Genomic DNA, 18,190 nt, shown 5'->3' on the forward strand with positions numbered 1-18,190 from the left:
GAAGGCATTTTCGTCAATTGTTTTTGTATAGTGATTTATATAAATGGCTTTCAAAACGAGTCAGAGGAACACGGCGCTGACGCTGATCTTCAGGAGAGACGGAGTAAGACGAAATAAATTGAACAAAAGCGATCTGTTGTCCGCTGGCAGCTTTCATAAAGCCAGCAAGATTATATACACCTTGCAAAGATCCTGTTTTCGCAAAAACTTTACCATTAACGCCAGCTTCATGCAGGCCGGGGCGATAGGCTAGTGTGCCATCATAACCGGCTTGCGGCAGCATGGAGATAAAATCCAGTTCGTTATTGTGTTGGGCAATGAATTGTAAAATCTCCATCATGGTTGAAGGAGTGATAAGGTCATGACGTGAGAGTCCGGAACCATCAACTAAGACGGTATTACCAAGATCAATACCTGCTTTTTGTTTTAAGATCTGACGAACAGCATCAGAGCCGGAGCGCCAGGTGCCGGGAACGTTAAAGTAATAATGTCCCAGGGTGCGAAAAACGGTATCAGCTATCATATTATCTGACTTTTTTAGCATGATTCTAAGCAGATCATGTAAAGGTATTGATTGATTCAATGCGAGGATCTTTTCCGGTTGTTCAGGAAGCGATTGGCGTCGTAGATGGCCTTTTAACTCAATTCCAGCAAGATGTAGTTCATTTTTCAGAATAGCACCCACATAGCTTGCTCCATTCTGGATAGCAAATGCCAGTGGTAAGGGTTCACTACGTTGTGTCAGACAGCCAGTCAGCGTATATCGGTTTAATTCTCCTGTTGTCACATCAAGTTCACAATACTTTGCTTCTGGAGAACCTTTCGCAAGTGTTTTTACTTCACTGAATATATTGACAGGATAATACGAAGGAACATGGACAGTGGCTAATGCATCAGCTTGTTCAGCGCTGTAGAGTAAGACTGAAAAACAGTTTTTATCCACAATAGCGGCAGCAGGAGGGGCACTAAAACATTGTGTCATATCATTCCATACCCAACCGGGGGCTTTATCGTGGCTGGAAAAAATGGAAATATCCATGATGAGATCACCCTCGATCTGCTGTACACCAGATTGTTTTAACTTTTCTACCATATTACGCAGTTGTGTGCGTGTTAGCGATGGATCACCAACGAAACGGGCGATAAGATTGCCTTTTAATCTGCCATCTTCAACATGAGCGTCACTTTCTAATGTAGTCACAAAACGGAAATCTTTGCCAAGCTGCAATAAGGCAGCTAATGCTGTCACAATTTTCTGAGTACTGGCAGGTAATGCCAATTGCTGTCCATGATAATCAATGAGAGGTGTTTTTTCGCCGGCTTTCTGGGCGATAAATGAAAAATTAGTTCCCGCTGGCAAATATTGAATATTTTCTTCAATTGAAGATGCATTTGCACTGAAAATACTCAGGCTCAAACTGAGCACACAAGCTATTCTGCTGATAATCTTTAAAAGAGCCATAGATCTCGCATATAAATGTGGATGTATTCCGATAATATTTGTATCAATAATACTAAGATGCAATTCAGGAAAAAGTAAACGATGATCCATCATCAACTCTACGTTAAAATGATAGATTAGCAGTTTAAATATGTATGTGAACTATCAGAGTATTCTGTAGTTTATACTCTTTTTATTGTCTGGAAGCCCGCCTGATAGGGTGTGCTCATTGTGTTGTAATCTATTGCAAGATATTGTTATTGCAAGAGAAGTGATGCTATTGCAAAAATCAGGAAGATGTTGTCTGGGCTTAGGATTGATTTAGAGGTTTGATAAATGAAACAAATTCCGATGACGGTACGTGGCGCAGATAAATTGCGCGAAGAATTAGAATATTTGAAAAATGTACGTCGCCCTCAAATTATTACTGCAATCGCTGAGGCGCGTGAGCACGGTGACTTGAAAGAAAATGCTGAATATCACGCTGCTCGTGAGCAACAGGGATTCTGTGAAGGCCGTATTCAAGAAATTGAAGCTAAACTTTCTAATGCACAAGTGATCGATATCACTAAGATGACCAACAATGGCCGTGTCATTTTTGGTGCAACGGTAACGGTGTTAAACGTTGATTCTGATGAAGAACAGACTTACCGCATTGTGGGGGACGATGAAGCGAATATCAAAGAAAACCTGCTGTCGGTTAACTCGCCTATTGCCCGTGGTTTAATTGGAAAAGAAGTGGATGATGTTGCTGTGATTGATACTCCGGGCGGCAAAGTGGAATATGAAGTTCTGAACGTTGAGTATATTTGATATTCAATTTAAAGGTTGAATTAACCTTCCCGCTTGTAGAGCGGGGAGGGGCGTAGAAAACAGCGATTATATATTGATGATGGAAATAAAAAGGCCTGATTTGGCCTTTTTTATCATGGTAGAATGGCACTTTTGTATAAATATGTTGAGATTATTTCGGTAAACTAATCTTGCGTTCTTTCGATGGGCGGTAGAGAACTAGCATTTTTCCAATAATTTGCACATTATATGCGCCAGTTTCACGAACAATAGCTTCCGCGATCAAAGTTTTGATTTCACGGTCTTCGCCTGCAACCTTGACTTTGATAAGCTCGTGATGCGAAAGGGTTTGTTCGATTTCGGCCAATACGCCTTCAGTCAGTCCGTTGTTACCGATCATAACAACAGGCTTTAATGAATGAGCGAGACTTTTCAGGTATTGCACTTGTTTCTTGTTAAGAGTCATCGTTTTTTTGCTTAGTTGGGATTGAAAACGACATATTCTACCGCCATCTCCTATCTATCACCATAAGTGTGTGGTGTGGTTTGATAAGAGAATGCAAAAATAGGGCTCTTTATTAGTATAGTTGGAAAGAACAATGGCCAATAAAAAACGCTCAGCAAGCTCAAGTCGCTGGTTACAGGAACATTTTAGTGATAAATATGTTCTTCAGGCGCAGAAAAAAGGGCTTCGCTCCCGCGCTTGGTTTAAACTTGATGAGATACAGCAAAGCGACAAAATCTTTAAACTGGGCATGACCGTTGTTGATTTAGGCGCTGCCCCAGGTGGGTGGTCTCAGTACGTAGTCAGTCAGATTGGTGATCGTGGTCGGGTAATTGCCTGTGATCTTTTGCCGATGGATCCCATTGTCGGAGTTGATTTCCTACAGGGGGACTTCCGTGATGAGGTTGTATTGAAAACATTGTTTGAGAGAGTTGGTGATAATAAAGTCCAGGTCGTCATGTCGGATATGGCTCCCAATATGAGTGGAACCCCCGCGGTCGATATTCCTCGATCCATGTATCTGGTTGAGTTAGCGTTGGATATGTGTCGTGATGTGCTGGCCCCTGGGGGTAGTTTTATCGTCAAAGTGTTTCAGGGAGAGGGCTTTGATGAGTACCTGAGGGAAATACGCTCCCTTTTTACGAAAGTCAAAATTCGTAAACCAGACGCTTCGCGGGCACGATCACGTGAAGTATACATTGTAGCGACAGGGCGGAAAGTGTAGTACCCTGCTGCTATTTGTTAACACAGTTGTAATATGAGGTTAATCCCTTGAGTGACATGGCGAAAAACCTGATTCTCTGGTTAGTCATCGCAGTTGTCTTGATGTTATTGTTCCAGAGTTTTGGTCCCGGCGATTCCAGTGGTCGTAGGGTGGATTACTCGAACTTCATCAGTGAGTTATCACATAATCAAATCAGTGAAGTACGTATTTCGGGTCGTGACATTGATTTCACTAAGAAAGACAACGGTGGAAAATATAGCACGTATATGCCAGTTCAGGATGAGAAGCTGCTGGATACGCTGCTCAACAAACAGGTAAAAGTTGTTGGTGAACCACCAGAGCAACAGGGCCTGTTAGCGACTCTCTTTATTTCATGGTTCCCAATGCTACTGCTGATTGGCGTTTGGATCTTCTTTATGCGCCAAATGCAAGGTGGCGGTGGTAAAGGAGCGATGTCTTTCGGTAAAAGCAAAGCCCGTATGTTAACGGAAGATCAGATCAAAACCACGTTTGCTGATGTTGCTGGTTGTGATGAAGCAAAAGAAGAAGTAGGTGAATTGGTTGAATACCTGCGTGAACCCGGCCGTTTCCAGAAACTAGGTGGTAAGATCCCGAAAGGTATCCTGATGGTAGGGCCTCCGGGTACAGGTAAGACTTTACTGGCGAAAGCAATTGCAGGTGAGGCTAAAGTACCATTCTTCACCATTTCTGGTTCTGACTTTGTTGAAATGTTTGTTGGTGTTGGTGCTTCTCGTGTTCGTGACATGTTTGAACAAGCGAAGAAAGCCGCTCCTTGTATTATCTTTATCGACGAAATTGATGCCGTAGGGCGCCAACGTGGCGCTGGTTTAGGTGGTGGACACGATGAACGTGAACAGACGTTGAACCAGATGCTGGTTGAAATGGATGGCTTTGAAGGTAACGAAGGCATTATCGTTATCGCTGCAACTAACCGTCCTGATGTTCTGGACCCTGCTCTGTTGCGTCCGGGCCGTTTCGACCGTCAGGTTGTCGTTGGTCTGCCAGATGTTCGCGGTCGTGAACAGATTCTAAAAGTTCATATGCGCCGTATTCCATTGAATACTGACATTGATGCTTCCATTATTGCCCGTGGTACACCTGGTTTCTCTGGTGCGGATTTGGCAAACCTAGTGAACGAAGCAGCTTTGTTTGCCGCTCGCGGCAACAGACGCGTCGTCTCTATGGTGGAATTTGAGAAGGCAAAAGATAAGATCATGATGGGTGCAGAGCGCCGTTCAATGGTCATGACAGAAGAGCAGAAAGAAGCCACCGCTTACCACGAAGCAGGACATGCCATCATTGGCCGTCTGGTTCCTGAACATGATCCTGTCCATAAAGTGACAATCATTCCCCGTGGTCGCGCATTGGGTGTAACTTTCTTCTTGCCAGAAGGTGATCAAATCAGTGCCAGCCGTCAGAAATTAGAAAGTCAGATTTCTACTTTATACGGCGGCCGTCTTGCAGAAGAGATCATCTACGGTCCAGATAATGTTTCTACGGGTGCTTCCAATGACATTAAAGTGGCGACATCTATTGCCCGTAACATGGTGACACAATGGGGCTTCTCGGAAAAACTAGGTCCACTGTTGTATGCGGAAGAAGAAGGCGAAGTTTTCCTTGGCCGTTCTGTGGCTAAGGCAAAACACATGTCGGAAGATACTGCACGTTTAATTGATCAAGAAGTGAAAGTTATCATTGATCGTAACTATCAGCGTGCACGTCAGATTCTGATGGATAATCTGGATATCTTGCATTCAATGAAAGATGCTTTGATGAAGTACGAAACCATTGATGCGCCTCAGATTGATGACCTGATGAACCGTACTACAGTCCGTCCACCGGCGGGTTGGGAAGGCGATAACGATAATGGCGGTAATAGCAGTAATAATCGTCAGAATACATCGTCTCAGCAGCAAGCCACGAAACCTGCGGATGGTAATCCAACTGCATAATCTATTCAAACCAAGGGCGATCATTGATAGAAGGTTGCCTCTGGTTTTGACAGACCGTACTTACTAAACCCTAGGTTTGTCCTGGGGTTTTTAACATTAAGGCCCCCTAGCGATGAAACTGACTTCCAGAGGCAGCATTCTTGACTTTTCCCATCCGCAAGTCATGGGAATTCTGAATGTTACCCCTGATTCCTTTTCAGATGGTGGTACTCACAGTACCCTTAATGCGGCACTACAACATGCTGCCAGAATGATTGAAGAAGGAGCCACTATTATTGATGTTGGTGGCGAATCGACGCGTCCCGGTGCTGATGATGTCAGTGAACAGGAAGAACTAGATCGCGTTGTACCTGTAATAGAATCCTTGGCACAGCGTTTTAAGGTGTGGATCTCTGTTGATACGTCAAAAGCTATCGTAATGCAGGAAACTGCCAAAGCAGGGGCTCATATCATTAATGACATCCGTTCATTGCAGGAGCCGGGTGCACTAGAGGTGGCCGTAAAAGCAGAGTTACCAGTTTGTTTAATGCACATGCAGGGACAACCCCGAACAATGCAGGTAGAGCCCCACTACGAAGATGTTGTGGCAGAAGTCAAAACGTACCTAGAAGAGCAGATTGAACGCTGTGTTGCGGCAGGCATTAAAAGAAACAAGCTGATGATAGATCCGGGATTCGGTTTTGGTAAGAATTTATCACATAATTATCAACTATTGGCTCATTTGAAAGAGCTCCACCATCTTGGCTTGCCGATTCTGGCTGGTATGTCACGTAAGTCTATGATTGGTCAGTTACTTCATGTTCCACCACAGGAGAGAGTAACGGGAAGTGTTGCTTGTGCTGTCATTGCGGCTATGCAGGGAGCTCATATTATTCGCGTGCATGATGTAAAAGAAACGGTGCAGGCAATGCAGATTGTTCAGGCAACCTTGTCAGAGAAGACGATTGTTCGTCAGTAGAGACCTCCCGGAAAAATTATCAGCAAGACACAGATTGTGAACAAAGAATACGTTCAGCAAAGGAAGAAAGAAATTTATGAGTAGCCGTAAATATTTTGGTACTGATGGAATCCGTGGCAAAGTCGGTAATAGTCCGATTACCCCTGATTTTGTTTTAAAACTTGGTTGGGCCGCGGGTAAGGTACTGGCGCGTCATGGTTCTCGCAAAATTATTATTGGTAAAGATACCCGCATTTCCGGCTACATGTTGGAATCTGCTTTGGAAGCGGGATTGGCAGCCGCGGGACTATCAGCATCGTTTACTGGCCCGATGCCGACGCCAGCCGTAGCATACCTGACTCGTACTTTCCGCGCTGAAGCGGGAATCGTTATTTCTGCTTCCCATAATCCTTACTACGACAACGGTATTAAATTCTTTTCCATTGATGGCACTAAACTTCCTGATGATGTGGAAGAAGCCATTGAAGCCGAAATGGAGAAGCCGCTGACTTGCGTAGAATCCGCTGAATTAGGGCGTGCTAATCGTATCGTTGATGCGGCAGGCCGTTATATCGAATTCTGTAAAGGCACATTCCCTAGTGAACAAAGTCTAAATGGATTAAAAATTGTATTGGATTGTGCTAATGGTGCTACCTACCATATCGCACCGAATGTTCTCAGAGAGTTGGGCGCCGATGTGATAACCATTGGTTGTGAGCCCAATGGCATCAATATCAATGAAGAATGCGGTGCGACAGATGTCCGGCTATTACAGAAACGGGTTTTGGAAGAGCAGGCAAATGTCGGTTTGGCATTTGATGGCGATGGTGATCGGATAATCATGGTTGATCATTTAGGTCAGAAAGTGGATGGAGACCAGATACTTTACATCATCGCACGTGAAGCATTGCGACAAGGGCAACTGCGCGGTGGAGCAGTGGGAACGTTGATGAGCAATATGGGATTGGAGTTGGCGTTGAAACAGCTTGGTATTCCATTTGAACGTGCCAAAGTCGGTGACCGCTATGTACTGGAGACGTTGCAAGAAAAAGGCTGGCGTTTAGGCGCAGAAAATTCAGGCCATGTCATATTACTGGATAAAACCACAACAGGTGATGGTATCGTTGCTGGTTTGCAGGTATTGAGTGCTATGGTGCGCAACAATATGAGTCTGCATGATCTATGTAGTGGCATGAAATTGTTGCCCCAAGTGCTGGTCAATGTTCGTTTTAGTGGTGATAACGATCCTTTGCAATCAGAACGAGTACTCGAAGTTGTTAAAGAAGTTGAAGCTGAGTTAGATGGTCGTGGTCGGGTACTGTTACGCAAATCGGGCACGGAGCCACTAATCCGTGTGATGGTAGAAGGTGAAGATGAGGAACAGGTTACGACACTGGCACATCGTATCGCAGATGTTGTGAAAAAATAGCCTGATTTGCTGTTTTTTTCTTCGATCAGCATCAGTATTTGAAATTAACCTTGCTTGTCTGAAACGCTTTGGTTAGTATTCACACCCGCTCAATAAGTTAATTTTTTTAATTTTGAGCGGGTGATGCAGTATAACGTTACCAGAGTTATGACGTTACCAAAGTTATGGCAAATCCCACGAGGAAACGGGTACAACATATGTATGAAGCTCTTTTAGGTATATTCTTGCTGGTCGGTATCGGGCTCATCGCTCTGGTTCTGCTGCAGCAGGGGAAAGGTGCTGATATGGGTGCTTCCTTTGGTGCGGGTGCGTCTGCAACAATATTTGGTTCATCGGGTTCTGCGAATTTTATGACCCGTATGACAGCAGTTTTTGCAACACTGTTTTTTGTTATTAGTTTGGTTCTGGGTAATATGACCAGTAACAGAACTGGTTCAAGCGGTAAGTGGGAAAATATTGCTGAACCTGCACAAGTTGAGAAACAAACAGAAGTTCCAGTAGTGCCAGCAAAGCCGACTAAACCGAATAGTGATATCCCACAGTAACTCTTGATAGAAAGTTTTCGGTAAAAAGAAATAGTCAGAAAAAGAATTGAAGTAGGGTTGTTAATTTAAACAGTTGGTATCTTAACAGATTAAGATAACAGTTCTACAATCAGTGCCGAGGTGGTGAAATTGGTATACACGCTACCTTGAGGTGGTAGTGCCTAAACAACGGGCGTACGGGTTCAAGTCCCGTCCTCGGCACCATTAATCTAGAAACTTGCGTTTTTAGTGTTATCAGCGTAAGATTTGCCACGTTTTCGAACGCGGGATGGAGCAGCATGGTAGCTCGTCGGGCTCATAACCCGAAGGTCGTCGGTTCAAATCCGGCTCCCGCAACCACTTCTTAACAACATATACCCTTTCAAATAGTTATGATTTAGCAGCCTAGGGTATCAATCCTGATTTGACAGGTTGCTTCCAGAGGTATAGCTTTGAGAGGTATAAAAGAAGTTGGTTGAGACCACTGGCAGTAAATAGGGTCCAGTTGCATAAAGCCCCGGTTTTCGGGGTTTTTTGTTATTTGACAGCAGAACTACTGGGCTAATATAGCCCTTTTTTTATGTCTTGGGGGTGGGCTTGTCCACATTAGAGCAAAAATTAACAGCGATGATTTCAGCACCAGTTGAAGCTTTAGGTTTTGAATTAGTGGGCCTGGAGTTTATTCGCGCACGTGTATCGACACTGCGGGTCTATATCGATAGTGAGGAGGGTATCACTGTTGATGATTGTGCTGATGTTAGCCATCAGGTCAGTGCAGTACTCGATGTCGAAGATCCGATCTCAGGGCTTTATAACCTGGAAATATCTTCACCGGGGCTAGATCGTCCACTGTTTAAGGCTGAACACTACCAGAGTTTCATGGGGGAAGAAGTCAGCTTGATGTTACGCATGGCAATGCAAAACCGTCGTAAATGGCGAGGAATTATCAAAGCTGTTGATGGTGAAATGATTACGGTTACGGTGGATGGAAAAGACGAAGTGTTCGCACTGAGCAACATCCAGAAAGCGAATCTGGTACCCCACTTTTAAAGTTCAGATGAGGCAACTAGGATGAATAAAGAAATTCTGGCTGTTGTGGAAGCGGTTTCTAATGAAAAATCTCTCCCTCGTGAAAAAATCTTCGAAGCATTAGAGATTGCATTGGCGACAGCCACCAAGAAAAAATATGAGCAGGAAATCGATGTCCGTGTTTGCATCGATCGTAAATCCGGTGATTTTGATACCTTCCGCCGTTGGTTAGCTGTTGAAGAAGTCACTCTGCCGACGCGTGAAATCACATTGGAAGCTGCAAAATTTGAAGACCCAGAAATTGAACTGGGTGGTTATATTGAAGATCAAATTGAATCAGTAACTTTTGACCGTATTACAACTCAGACTGCAAAACAGGTTATCGTGCAGAAAGTACGTGAGGCTGAACGTGCAATGGTTGTCGATCAGTTCCGCGAACAGCAGGGTGAGATCGTGACTGGTCAGGTCAAAAAAGTAAATCGTGATAATATTACGCTTGATTTGGGTAATAATGCTGAAGCGGTTATTTTGCGTGAAGACATGCTGCCACGTGAAAACTTCCGTCCGGGTGACCGCGTGCGTGGTGTCTTGTATGATGTGCGTCCAGAGGCACGTGGCGCACAGCTTTTCATTAGCCGTTCTCGTCCAGAGATGCTGGTTGAATTGTTCCGCATCGAAGTACCGGAAATTGGTGAAGAAATTATTGAAATCAAAGCTGCTGCCCGTGATCCGGGTTCCCGAGCCAAAATCGCGGTGAAAACTAATGACAAGCGTATCGATCCGGTCGGTGCTTGCGTAGGTATGCGTGGTGCAAGGGTACAGGCCGTTTCCAGTGAGTTGGGTGGCGAACGAATTGATATCGTATTGTGGGATGACAATCCTGCGCAATTTGTTATTAATGCAATGGCTCCGGCGGATGTTGCATCTATCGTTGTTGATGAAGATAACTGTACGATGGATGTTGCCGTGGAAAACAGCAATCTTGCTCAGGCGATTGGTCGTAATGGACAAAACGTCCGTCTGGCGGCACAATTGCTGAAAAAACATCGTGGTGATGACAAGTGGGAATTGAATGTCATGACTGCGGAAGAGCTGCAAGCGAAACATCAGGCAGAAGCTCATGCTTCTATTGATACATTTACTAAGCACCTCGACATTGATGAAGATTTCGCCACTGTATTGGTCGAAGAAGGTTTCTCCACACTGGAAGAGTTGGCTTATGTGCCAATCAATGAACTTCTGGCAGTGGAAGGCCTTGATGAGGAAACCGTTGAAGTTCTCCGTGAACGTGCAAAAGCGGCCTTGACGACGCTGGAACTGGCTCAGAAAGAGAGTCTTGGTGATCAGCAACCAGCCAAAGATTTACTGGATCTGCCTGGCATGGAGCGTACTTTGGCGTTTAACCTGGCTGCCCGTGGCATCTGCACTCTGGAAGATCTTGCCGAGCAGGGTATCGACGACTTATCTGATATCGAAGGACTGAATGATGAGAAAGCAGGAGAACTCATTATGGCAGCCCGTAATATCTGTTGGTTTGGCGATGATGCATAAATAAACTGTAGCAGGAAGGAACAGAATGACAGAGGTAACCGTAAAATTACTGGCAGAAGAGATCCAGACATCGGTTGAACGCCTGATCCAGCAATTCGCTGATGCTGGCATTCAGAAAACCGCAACTGACTCTGTTTCCCAGAAAGAAAAAGAAGCTTTGCTGGCCCACCTGAACCGCGAACAAGGCGGTACTGGCGGTCAGCCAGGTAAATTAACACTACAGCGTAAAACGCGCAGTACACTGAACGTCCCTGGCACCGGTGGCAAAAGTAAATCGGTAGCGATTGAAGTCCGTAAAAAACGCACATATGTGAACCGTGACGCGATTGAACAAGCTAAAGCGGAAGAACAGGCGAAGCGTGAAGCGGAAGAGCAGGCTCGGCGCGAGGCAGAAGAAAAGGCGCGGCTTGAAGCTGAAGCGAAGAAACTCGCGGAAGAGCAAGCGAAACGTAACGCGGAAGAACAGGCAAAACGCGAAGCAGAAAAGCAAGCTCAACGTGAAGCAGAAGAAAAAGCCAAACGTGAAGAGGCTGAAAAGGCTCAGCGTGAGGCAGCGGAAAAAGAAAAAGTGACTAAGCAACATACCGAAAAGAAATCGAAACCAGTGCAAACTGAGCCAGCAGCGCAAACTGAAAAAGCGCGTCGTGAAGCTGAAGCAGCAAATTTAAAACGCAAAGCTGAAGAAGAGATGCGTCGTAAAGTTGAAGCGGAAGCAAGACGGGTAGCAGAAGAAGCTCGCCGCATGGCAGAAGAAAATCAGGATAAATGGTCTGACGACTCTGATCTTAATGACAGCAATGACTATCATGTAACCACTTCCCGTCATGCCCGTGATGCGGAAGATGAGAATGACGCTAAAGTTGAAGGCGATCGCCGTGCCCGCAGCCGTGGCGGCAAATCCTCCCGCCAGAAGAAGAATAATAAACATTCTGAATCGAAAGCTGATCGTGAAGAAGCACGTGCAGTCGGCCGTACCAAAGGCAAACAGCGCAAAACCTCTGCTTTGCAGCAGAGCTTTACCAAACCTGTAGCAGTCGTTAACCGTGATGTAGTAATTGGTGAAACCATTACCGTTGCTGAACTGGCTAATAAGATGGCTGTTAAAGGCTCCCAGGTCATCAAAACCATGATGAAGATGGGGGCAATGGCGACCATTAACCAGGTTATCGATCAGGAAACAGCTCAACTGGTTGCCGAAGAAATGGGGCACAAAGTTATTCTGCGTCGTGAGAACGAGCTAGAAGAAGCGCTGATGAGCGATCGTGACACTGGTGAAACTCAGGCTGAGCCCCGTGCGCCTGTGGTTACCATCATGGGTCACGTTGACCATGGTAAAACCTCTTTGTTGGATTATATCCGTTCAACCAAAGTGGCTTCCGGTGAAGCGGGCGGTATTACACAGCATATCGGTGCATATCATGTGAAAACTGAAAAAGGCATGATCACCTTCCTGGATACTCCAGGCCATGCTGCATTTACCTCCATGCGTGCTCGTGGTGCTAAAGCAACCGACATTGTTGTTCTGGTTGTCGCTGCGGATGATGGTGTGATGCCTCAGACTATTGAAGCTATCCAGCACGCCAAAGCAGCTAGTGTGCCGGTAGTTGTTGCGGTTAATAAAATTGATAAACCAGAAGCTGATCCGGATCGCGTGAAGAATGAACTGTCGCAGTACGGCATTATTCCGGAAGATTGGGGCGGTGAAAACCAGTTTATCAATGTATCTGCTAAAGCAGGTATTGGTATTGATGAATTGCTGGAAGCTATCTTGCTGCAAGCTGAAGTTCTGGAGCTGAATGCGGTTCGTACTGGTATGGCAAATGGTGTGGTCATTGAATCCTTCCTGGATAAAGGCCGCGGTCCTGTTGCAACCATTCTGGTGCAGTCCGGTACTCTGAACAAAGGTGATATCGTTCTGTGCGGCTTCGAATATGGCCGTATCCGTGCGATGCGTAACGAACTTGGTCAGGAAGTCATGTCTGCCGGCCCATCTATGCCAGTGGAAATACTTGGTCTGTCCAACGTGCCATCTGCGGGTGATGAAGCAACTGTTGTACGAGATGAGAAGAAAGCCCGTGAAGTGGCATTGTACCGTCAAGGCAAATTCCGTGAAGTGAAACTGGCTCGTCAGCAGAAATCTAAACTGGAAAACATGTTTGCTAACATGGAAGAAGGTAAAGTATCTGAACTGAACATCGTCCTGAAAACCGACGTTCAGGGTACGTGCGAAGCGATTTGTGATTCACTGATGAAGTTGTCTACTGACGAAGTGAAAGTGAAAATTATCGGTTCCGGTGTGGGTGGTATCACTGAAACTGACGCAACGCTTGCGGCAGCATCCAACGCAATCATTTTGGGCTTCAACGTCCGTGCTGATGCTTCTGCACGTCGTATCATTGAAAACGAAAGTGTTGATCTGCGTTATTACTCCGTTATCTATAGCTTGATTGATGAAATCAAACAGGCAATGAGCGGTATGTTGGCTCCAGAATACAAACAGCAAATCATGGGGCTGGCAGAGGTCCGTGATGTCTTTAAGTCACCGAAATTTGGTGCAATTGCTGGCTGTATGGTGACAGAAGGTACCATTAAACGTAATAATCCAATCCGTGTTCTGCGTGATAACGTGGTTATCTACGAAGGTGAACTGGAATCCTTGCGTCGCTTTAAGGATGACGTTAACGAAGTTCGTAATGGCATGGAATGTGGTATTGGTGTGAAGAACTACAATGATGTCCGTGTTGGCGATATGATAGAAGTCTTCGAAGTTGTTGAAATTAAACGCTCCATCGATTAAAAAACCACAATTACCCAATAGATTTCAGGTAGTAGCTTGAAAGACGGGTATAGATTCATCCATTCTTGGGGGGCTTAATGCCCCCCAAAATGTCAGGAGATAAAACAATGGCAAGAGAATTCAGTCGTACTCAGCGCGTTGCACAAGAAATGCAAAAAGAGATTGCCATCATTTTACAGCGTGAAGTCAAAGATCCCCGTATCGGTATGGCCACTGTTTCTGGTGTTGAGGTTTCCCGCGATCTGGCTTATGCCAAAATATTTGTGACTTTTCTTAATGTGTTAGTAGAAGAACATGATTCAGATAAGGTTCAAGAGGGTATTAAGGCATTGAATGAAGCCTCTGGATTTATTCGTTCTTTACTGGGCAAAGCGATGCGTCTGCGTATTATTCCTGAACTGACGTTTTCTTACGACAGTTCTTTGATAGAGGGGATGCGTATGTCAAATTTGGTGACTAATGTCGTAAAAAATGATGAGCAGCGTCGTGCTTCTGCGGATCATAACGAGGAAAAGTAATGGGGCGTCGTCGGGGTCGTGCGATACACGGCGTACTGTTGCTGGACAAGCCGCAGGATATTTCCTCCAATGATGCTTTACAGAAAGTAAGGCGGGTCTTTAATGCCAGCAAAGCAGGTCATACAGGTGCGTTAGATCCGCTGGCAACTGGAATGTTGCCGATTTGTCTGGGTGAAGCGACCAAGTTTTCTCAGTTTTTGCTGGATTCTGACAAACGCTATAGAGTCATTGCCCGTTTAGGACAGCGCACTGATACTTCCGATTCTCATGGAAAAATCATTTGTGAACGTGAAGTTCAGGTGACTCTGGCTCAGCTTGATGAGGCATTGGAAACATTCCGTGGTGATACCATGCAGGTTCCTTCCATGTACTCTGCATTAAAACATCAGGGAAAACCGCTGTATGAATATGCTCGTCAGGGCATTGAAGTTGAGCGGGAAGCGCGTCCAATTACTGTTTATGAATTGCAGTTCATTCGCTGGGAAGGTGATGAACTGGAGCTGGAAATCCACTGTTCCAAAGGGACTTATATCCGTACTATCATTGACGATTTAGGAGAGTTGTTGGGTTGTGGTGCCCATGTGATTTATCTGCGTCGTTTGCAGGTTGCCAATTATCCTAATCATAGAATGGTGACATTGGAACAGTTATATGAGTTAAAAGAACAGGCGGAAAGACAACAGATTGAAACAGGAGAATTGCTCGACCCATTACTGTTACCGATGGATACGGCAGTTGTGCATTTCCCTGTAATTCATCTGACATCTGTTGTTGCTGCTTATTTTAAGCAGGGACAGCCTGTTCGTAGCCAGCACCGTTTACCATCTGGTGAGTGGGTACGTATTACCGAAGGAGATGAAAACAAATTCATCGGTATTGCCGTGATTGATGATGATGGCTTAGTGGCTCCGCGTCGTTTGGTAGTGGAAGATAATGTTAGTTAAAACTTATGATAGTAAAAACCGAATGATGGTTGAATTATATCAAAAGTAAGCATTTATGGGGTTATCTTGCGCTTCACCTATTTGCAGCGTAGAATAATGCGCCTGTATATGAGTGGCTGAATTAGAGATCGGCACTCGTCATTCATAATCTATTATTTGGAGTTATACTATGTCTCTAAGTACTGAAGCAAAAGCGCAGATTATTGCTGAGTTTGGCCGTGGCGCTAACGACAGTGGTTCTAGCGAAGTTCAGATTGCCCTGCTGACTGCACAAATCAACCATCTGCAAGGTCACTTTGCAGAGCATAAAAAAGATCACCACAGCCGTCGTGGTCTGCTGCGTATGGTTGCACAGCGTCGTAATCAACTGAACTACCTGAAGCGTAAAGATCTGGCACGTTACACCGCGCTGATTGAGCGTCTGGGACTGCGTCGCTAATTGATGAGTTTCAGTGGAAAGGGGCCTATCGGGCCCCTTTTCTTCTAGAAAGTAGAATTTAAGAAACTTAAATTCCGTTTCTGAAATATTTGAACCTCTTCAGCTACAGTGACTCGCGCGGCTAATGAGAGTACTTAAAAGGATATACCCGGTAGATGCTAAGATATAGCGCGGCTAACAAAGTTGCACTTGAAAGACAAAGGGGATTAAGCGCTGTCATTAGTCGTGAGGGTGTAGCAATGAAGAGAATATCCATTGTTGCTGATAGTTAAAAGGCAGCAACACTAACGAAGGAATATTATTTTGCTGAATCCGATTGTTCGTAAATTCCAGTATGGTCAGCACACGGTGACCATTGAAACAGGCATGATGGCTCGTCAAGCGACAGCGGCTGTTATGGTAAATATGGATGACACTGCGGTATTTGTTACCGTTGTTGGTCAGAAAAAAGTGAAACCAGGTCAGGATTTTTTCCCACTGACTGTTAACTATCAAGAACGTACATATGCTGCTGGCCGTATTCCTGGCAGTTTTTTCCGTCGTGAAGGCCGTCCGGGTGAAGGTGAAACCCTTGTTGCCCGTCTTATCGACCGTCCATTGCGCCCACTGTTTCCGGAAGGTTTCCTGAACGAAGTTCAAATCATTGCAACCGTTGTTTCCGTAAACCCACAGGTTCACCCGGACATCGTTGCTATGATCGGTTCTTCTGCGGCGTTGGCATTGTCTGGCATTCCATTCAATGGCCCAATTGGTGCAGCGCGCGTTGGTTATATCAATGATCAGTATGTATTGAACCCAACCAGCGATGAGCTGAAAAACAGTCGCTTGGATTTGGTTGTTGCAGGTACTGAAAGCGCTGTACTGATGGTTGAATCCGAAGCGGATCTGCTGACAGAAGAGCAGATGTTGGGTGCGGTGGTGTTCGGCCATGAACAACAGCAGATTGTGATTGATAATATCAATGCACTGGCTGCTGAAGCGGGTAAAGAGAAGTGGGATTGGACACCAGAGACTGTCAACCAATCTCTGCATGATCGCGTTGCTGAGTTGGCAGAAAGCCGTTTGGGTGATGCTTACCGCATTACTGAAAAACAGGAGCGTTACGCTCAGGTTGATACTATCAAAGAAGAAGTTTCTGCTATCATTTTGGCAGAAGCAGCAGAAAAAGGTGTTGAACTGGAAGAGACAGAAGTGCTTGAAGTATTGTCTGTTCTGGAGAAAAACGTCGTTCGTGGCCGTGTCCTGCGTGGCGAGCCTCGCATTGATGGTCGTGAAAAAGATATGGTTCGTGCACTGGACGTTCGTACTGGCGTATTGCCACGTACTCACGGTTCATCTCTGTTTACCCGTGGTGAAACTCAGGCACTGGTTACAGCAACATTGGGTACTGAACGTGATGCTCAGGTGATCGACGAACTGATGGGAGAATACACAGATCGCTTCCTGTTCCATTACAACTTCCCTCCATACTCTGTTGGTGAAACGGGTATGGTTGGTTCGCCAAAACGTCGTGAAATTGGTCACGGTCGTTTGGCGAAACGTGGTGTTCTGGCGGTAATGCCTAGCATCAACGAGTTTCCATATACCGTTCGTGTGGTTTCTGAAATTACTGAATCCAATGGTTCCTCTTCTATGGCTTCCGTCTGTGGTGCTTCATTGGCACTGATGGATGCAGGTGTACCGATTAAGGCCGCAGTTGCAGGTATCGCCATGGGACTGGTGAAAGAAGGCGATAACTTTGTGGTTCTTTCTGACATTCTGGGTGATGAAGATCATCTGGGTGATATGGACTTTAAAGTTGCGGGTAGCCGTGATGGTGTCAGCGCATTGCAGATGGACATCAAAATTGAAGGTATCACCCGTGAAATCATGCAAATTGCTTTGAATCAGGCCAAAGGTGCTCGTTTACATATACTGAACGTAATGGAGCAGGCAATCCAGAGTCCACGTAATGATATCTCTGAATTTGCGCCACGTATTCACACCATCAAGATAAATCCAGATAAGATCAAAGACGTGATTGGTAAAGGTGGTTCCGTGATCCGTGCTCTGACTGAAGAAACAGGCACAACTATTGAAATCGAAGATGACGGTACAGTGAAGATAGCAGCGACTGATGGTGAAAAAGCGCGTCATGCTATCAGCCGTATTGAAGAGATTACTGCTGAAGTTGAAGTTGGCCGTATTTATACTGGTAAAGTTACTCGTATTGTTGACTTTGGCGCATTTGTTGCGATTGGCGGTGGTAAAGAAGGATTAGTACACATTTCTCAGATCGCAGACAAACGTGTAGAGAAAGTCACTGACTATTTGCAGATTGGTCAGGAAGTTCCTGTCAAGGTGCTGGAAATTGACCGTCAGGGTCGTATCCGCCTGAGCATGAAAGAAGCAGTAGCTAATACTATGCTGAATATTATCGATGAAACATCACAATCACCGGAATCATCAGTAGAATAAATTTGACGTAAAGAACGGTGTCCTGTAAAAAGGGCGCCGTTTATCTCCAATAGATTTCGCATTGTCGCCAACAAAGGACAATTTGAAAGATAAAGGAAGGCAGTTAATTTCTGGCGGGATGCCTGAAATA

General features: G+C 45.2%; 15 protein-coding genes and 2 tRNA genes. 15 read left to right on the plus strand and 2 right to left on the minus strand.

Translation table 11 applies throughout. The annotated features are described in order from the left end of the window. Positions 1-13: 13 nt before the first annotated feature. Entirely contained in the window at positions 14-1,462 is a 1,449-nt protein-coding gene (gene dacB / locus AAC147_RS00365) for a serine-type D-Ala-D-Ala carboxypeptidase (protein ID WP_047684550.1), read from the minus strand. Between the two features lie 315 nt (positions 1,463-1,777). Here dacB and greA point away from each other — a divergent pair, with 315 nt between their 5' ends. Then, positions 1,778-2,254, plus strand: a complete 477-nt coding sequence (greA, locus tag AAC147_RS00370) for a transcription elongation factor GreA (RefSeq protein WP_038261474.1) — start codon at positions 1,778-1,780, stop codon at positions 2,252-2,254. Between the two features lie 151 nt (positions 2,255-2,405). Here greA and yhbY read toward each other — a convergent pair whose 3' ends face one another. Further along, on the minus strand, positions 2,406-2,699 hold the full coding sequence (yhbY, locus tag AAC147_RS00375) for a ribosome assembly RNA-binding protein YhbY (protein WP_047684398.1): 294 nt from the start codon (positions 2,697-2,699) through the stop codon (positions 2,406-2,408). Between the two features lie 133 nt (positions 2,700-2,832). Between yhbY and rlmE the strand changes: the two genes are divergently transcribed. The 14 genes from rlmE (at position 2,833) to pnp (ending at position 18,060) form a co-directional block, all read left to right on the plus strand. Then, positions 2,833-3,462 (plus strand): 23S rRNA (uridine(2552)-2'-O)-methyltransferase RlmE, encoded by a 630-nt coding sequence (gene rlmE / locus AAC147_RS00380; RefSeq protein WP_047684401.1) that lies wholly within the window; start codon positions 2,833-2,835, stop codon positions 3,460-3,462. Between the two features lie 47 nt (positions 3,463-3,509). Then, the gene (ftsH, locus tag AAC147_RS00385; protein WP_047684404.1) at positions 3,510-5,435 is read left to right on the plus strand and encodes an ATP-dependent zinc metalloprotease FtsH; all 1,926 of its coding nucleotides are present in this window, start codon (positions 3,510-3,512) and stop codon (positions 5,433-5,435) included. Positions 5,436-5,547: 112 nt separating this feature from the next. Continuing rightward, positions 5,548-6,393 (plus strand): dihydropteroate synthase, encoded by an 846-nt coding sequence (folP, locus tag AAC147_RS00390; protein WP_047684407.1) that lies wholly within the window; start codon positions 5,548-5,550, stop codon positions 6,391-6,393. Positions 6,394-6,469: 76 nt separating this feature from the next. After that, positions 6,470-7,801 carry a phosphoglucosamine mutase gene (glmM, locus tag AAC147_RS00395; protein WP_047684410.1) on the plus strand — a complete coding sequence of 444 codons (1,332 nt, stop codon included), beginning with the start codon at positions 6,470-6,472 and terminating at the stop codon, positions 7,799-7,801. Between the two features lie 197 nt (positions 7,802-7,998). Then, complete coding sequence (gene secG, locus AAC147_RS00400; RefSeq protein ID WP_047684412.1) at positions 7,999-8,346, plus strand: preprotein translocase subunit SecG; 348 nt, start codon at positions 7,999-8,001, stop codon at positions 8,344-8,346. Between the two features lie 114 nt (positions 8,347-8,460). Next, a tRNA-Leu gene (locus AAC147_RS00405) sits at positions 8,461-8,550 on the plus strand. Positions 8,551-8,608: 58 nt separating this feature from the next. Further along, positions 8,609-8,685, plus strand: a tRNA-Met gene (locus tag AAC147_RS00410). A 237-nt stretch (positions 8,686-8,922) separates the two neighbouring features. Beyond that, positions 8,923-9,375: a ribosome maturation factor RimP gene (gene rimP, locus AAC147_RS00415; protein ID WP_047684417.1), complete on the plus strand. Its 453-nt coding sequence runs from the start codon at positions 8,923-8,925 to the stop codon at positions 9,373-9,375. A 21-nt stretch (positions 9,376-9,396) separates the two neighbouring features. Next, positions 9,397-10,905: a transcription termination factor NusA gene (nusA, locus tag AAC147_RS00420; protein WP_047684420.1), complete on the plus strand. Its 1,509-nt coding sequence runs from the start codon at positions 9,397-9,399 to the stop codon at positions 10,903-10,905. A gap of 25 nt (positions 10,906-10,930) precedes the next feature. Next, complete coding sequence (infB, locus tag AAC147_RS00425) at positions 10,931-13,702, plus strand: translation initiation factor IF-2 (RefSeq protein WP_047684422.1); 2,772 nt, start codon at positions 10,931-10,933, stop codon at positions 13,700-13,702. A gap of 107 nt (positions 13,703-13,809) precedes the next feature. Continuing rightward, positions 13,810-14,220 (plus strand): 30S ribosome-binding factor RbfA, encoded by a 411-nt coding sequence (gene rbfA, locus AAC147_RS00430; RefSeq protein WP_047684425.1) that lies wholly within the window; start codon positions 13,810-13,812, stop codon positions 14,218-14,220. Continuing rightward, positions 14,220-15,164 carry a tRNA pseudouridine(55) synthase TruB gene (truB, locus tag AAC147_RS00435; RefSeq protein WP_047684428.1) on the plus strand — a complete coding sequence of 315 codons (945 nt, stop codon included), beginning with the start codon at positions 14,220-14,222 and terminating at the stop codon, positions 15,162-15,164. Before rbfA ends, truB begins: the two co-directional genes overlap by 1 nt. 169 nt (positions 15,165-15,333) lie before the next feature. Further along, entirely contained in the window at positions 15,334-15,603 is a 270-nt protein-coding gene (rpsO, locus tag AAC147_RS00440; protein WP_038261508.1) for a 30S ribosomal protein S15, read from the plus strand. A 303-nt stretch (positions 15,604-15,906) separates the two neighbouring features. After that, a complete protein-coding gene (gene pnp / locus AAC147_RS00445; protein ID WP_047684431.1) occupies positions 15,907-18,060 on the plus strand; it encodes a polyribonucleotide nucleotidyltransferase in 2,154 nt (717 codons plus the stop codon). Positions 18,061-18,190 lie beyond the last annotated feature (130 nt).

The sequence above is a fragment of the Xenorhabdus sp. NBAII XenSa04 genome, assembly GCF_963866145.1.
Lineage (GTDB): Bacteria > Pseudomonadota > Gammaproteobacteria > Enterobacterales > Enterobacteriaceae > Xenorhabdus > Xenorhabdus indica.

Coding starts and splice junctions, on each gene's coding strand:
- nusA (WP_047684420.1), top strand. CDS start 9,397: ATGAATAAAGAAATTCTGGCTGTTGTGGAAGCGGTTTCTAATGAAAAA.
- folP (WP_047684407.1), top strand. CDS start 5,548: ATGAAACTGACTTCCAGAGGCAGCATTCTTGACTTTTCCCATCCGCAA.
- secG (WP_047684412.1), top strand. CDS start 7,999: ATGTATGAAGCTCTTTTAGGTATATTCTTGCTGGTCGGTATCGGGCTC.
- glmM (WP_047684410.1), top strand. CDS start 6,470: ATGAGTAGCCGTAAATATTTTGGTACTGATGGAATCCGTGGCAAAGTC.
- rpsO (WP_038261508.1), top strand. CDS start 15,334: ATGTCTCTAAGTACTGAAGCAAAAGCGCAGATTATTGCTGAGTTTGGC.
- dacB (WP_047684550.1), bottom strand. CDS start 1,462: ATGGCTCTTTTAAAGATTATCAGCAGAATAGCTTGTGTGCTCAGTTTG.
- truB (WP_047684428.1), top strand. CDS start 14,220: ATGGGGCGTCGTCGGGGTCGTGCGATACACGGCGTACTGTTGCTGGAC.
- greA (WP_038261474.1), top strand. CDS start 1,778: ATGAAACAAATTCCGATGACGGTACGTGGCGCAGATAAATTGCGCGAA.
- yhbY (WP_047684398.1), bottom strand. CDS start 2,699: ATGACTCTTAACAAGAAACAAGTGCAATACCTGAAAAGTCTCGCTCAT.
- rlmE (WP_047684401.1), top strand. CDS start 2,833: ATGGCCAATAAAAAACGCTCAGCAAGCTCAAGTCGCTGGTTACAGGAA.
- rbfA (WP_047684425.1), top strand. CDS start 13,810: ATGGCAAGAGAATTCAGTCGTACTCAGCGCGTTGCACAAGAAATGCAA.
- infB (WP_047684422.1), top strand. CDS start 10,931: ATGACAGAGGTAACCGTAAAATTACTGGCAGAAGAGATCCAGACATCG.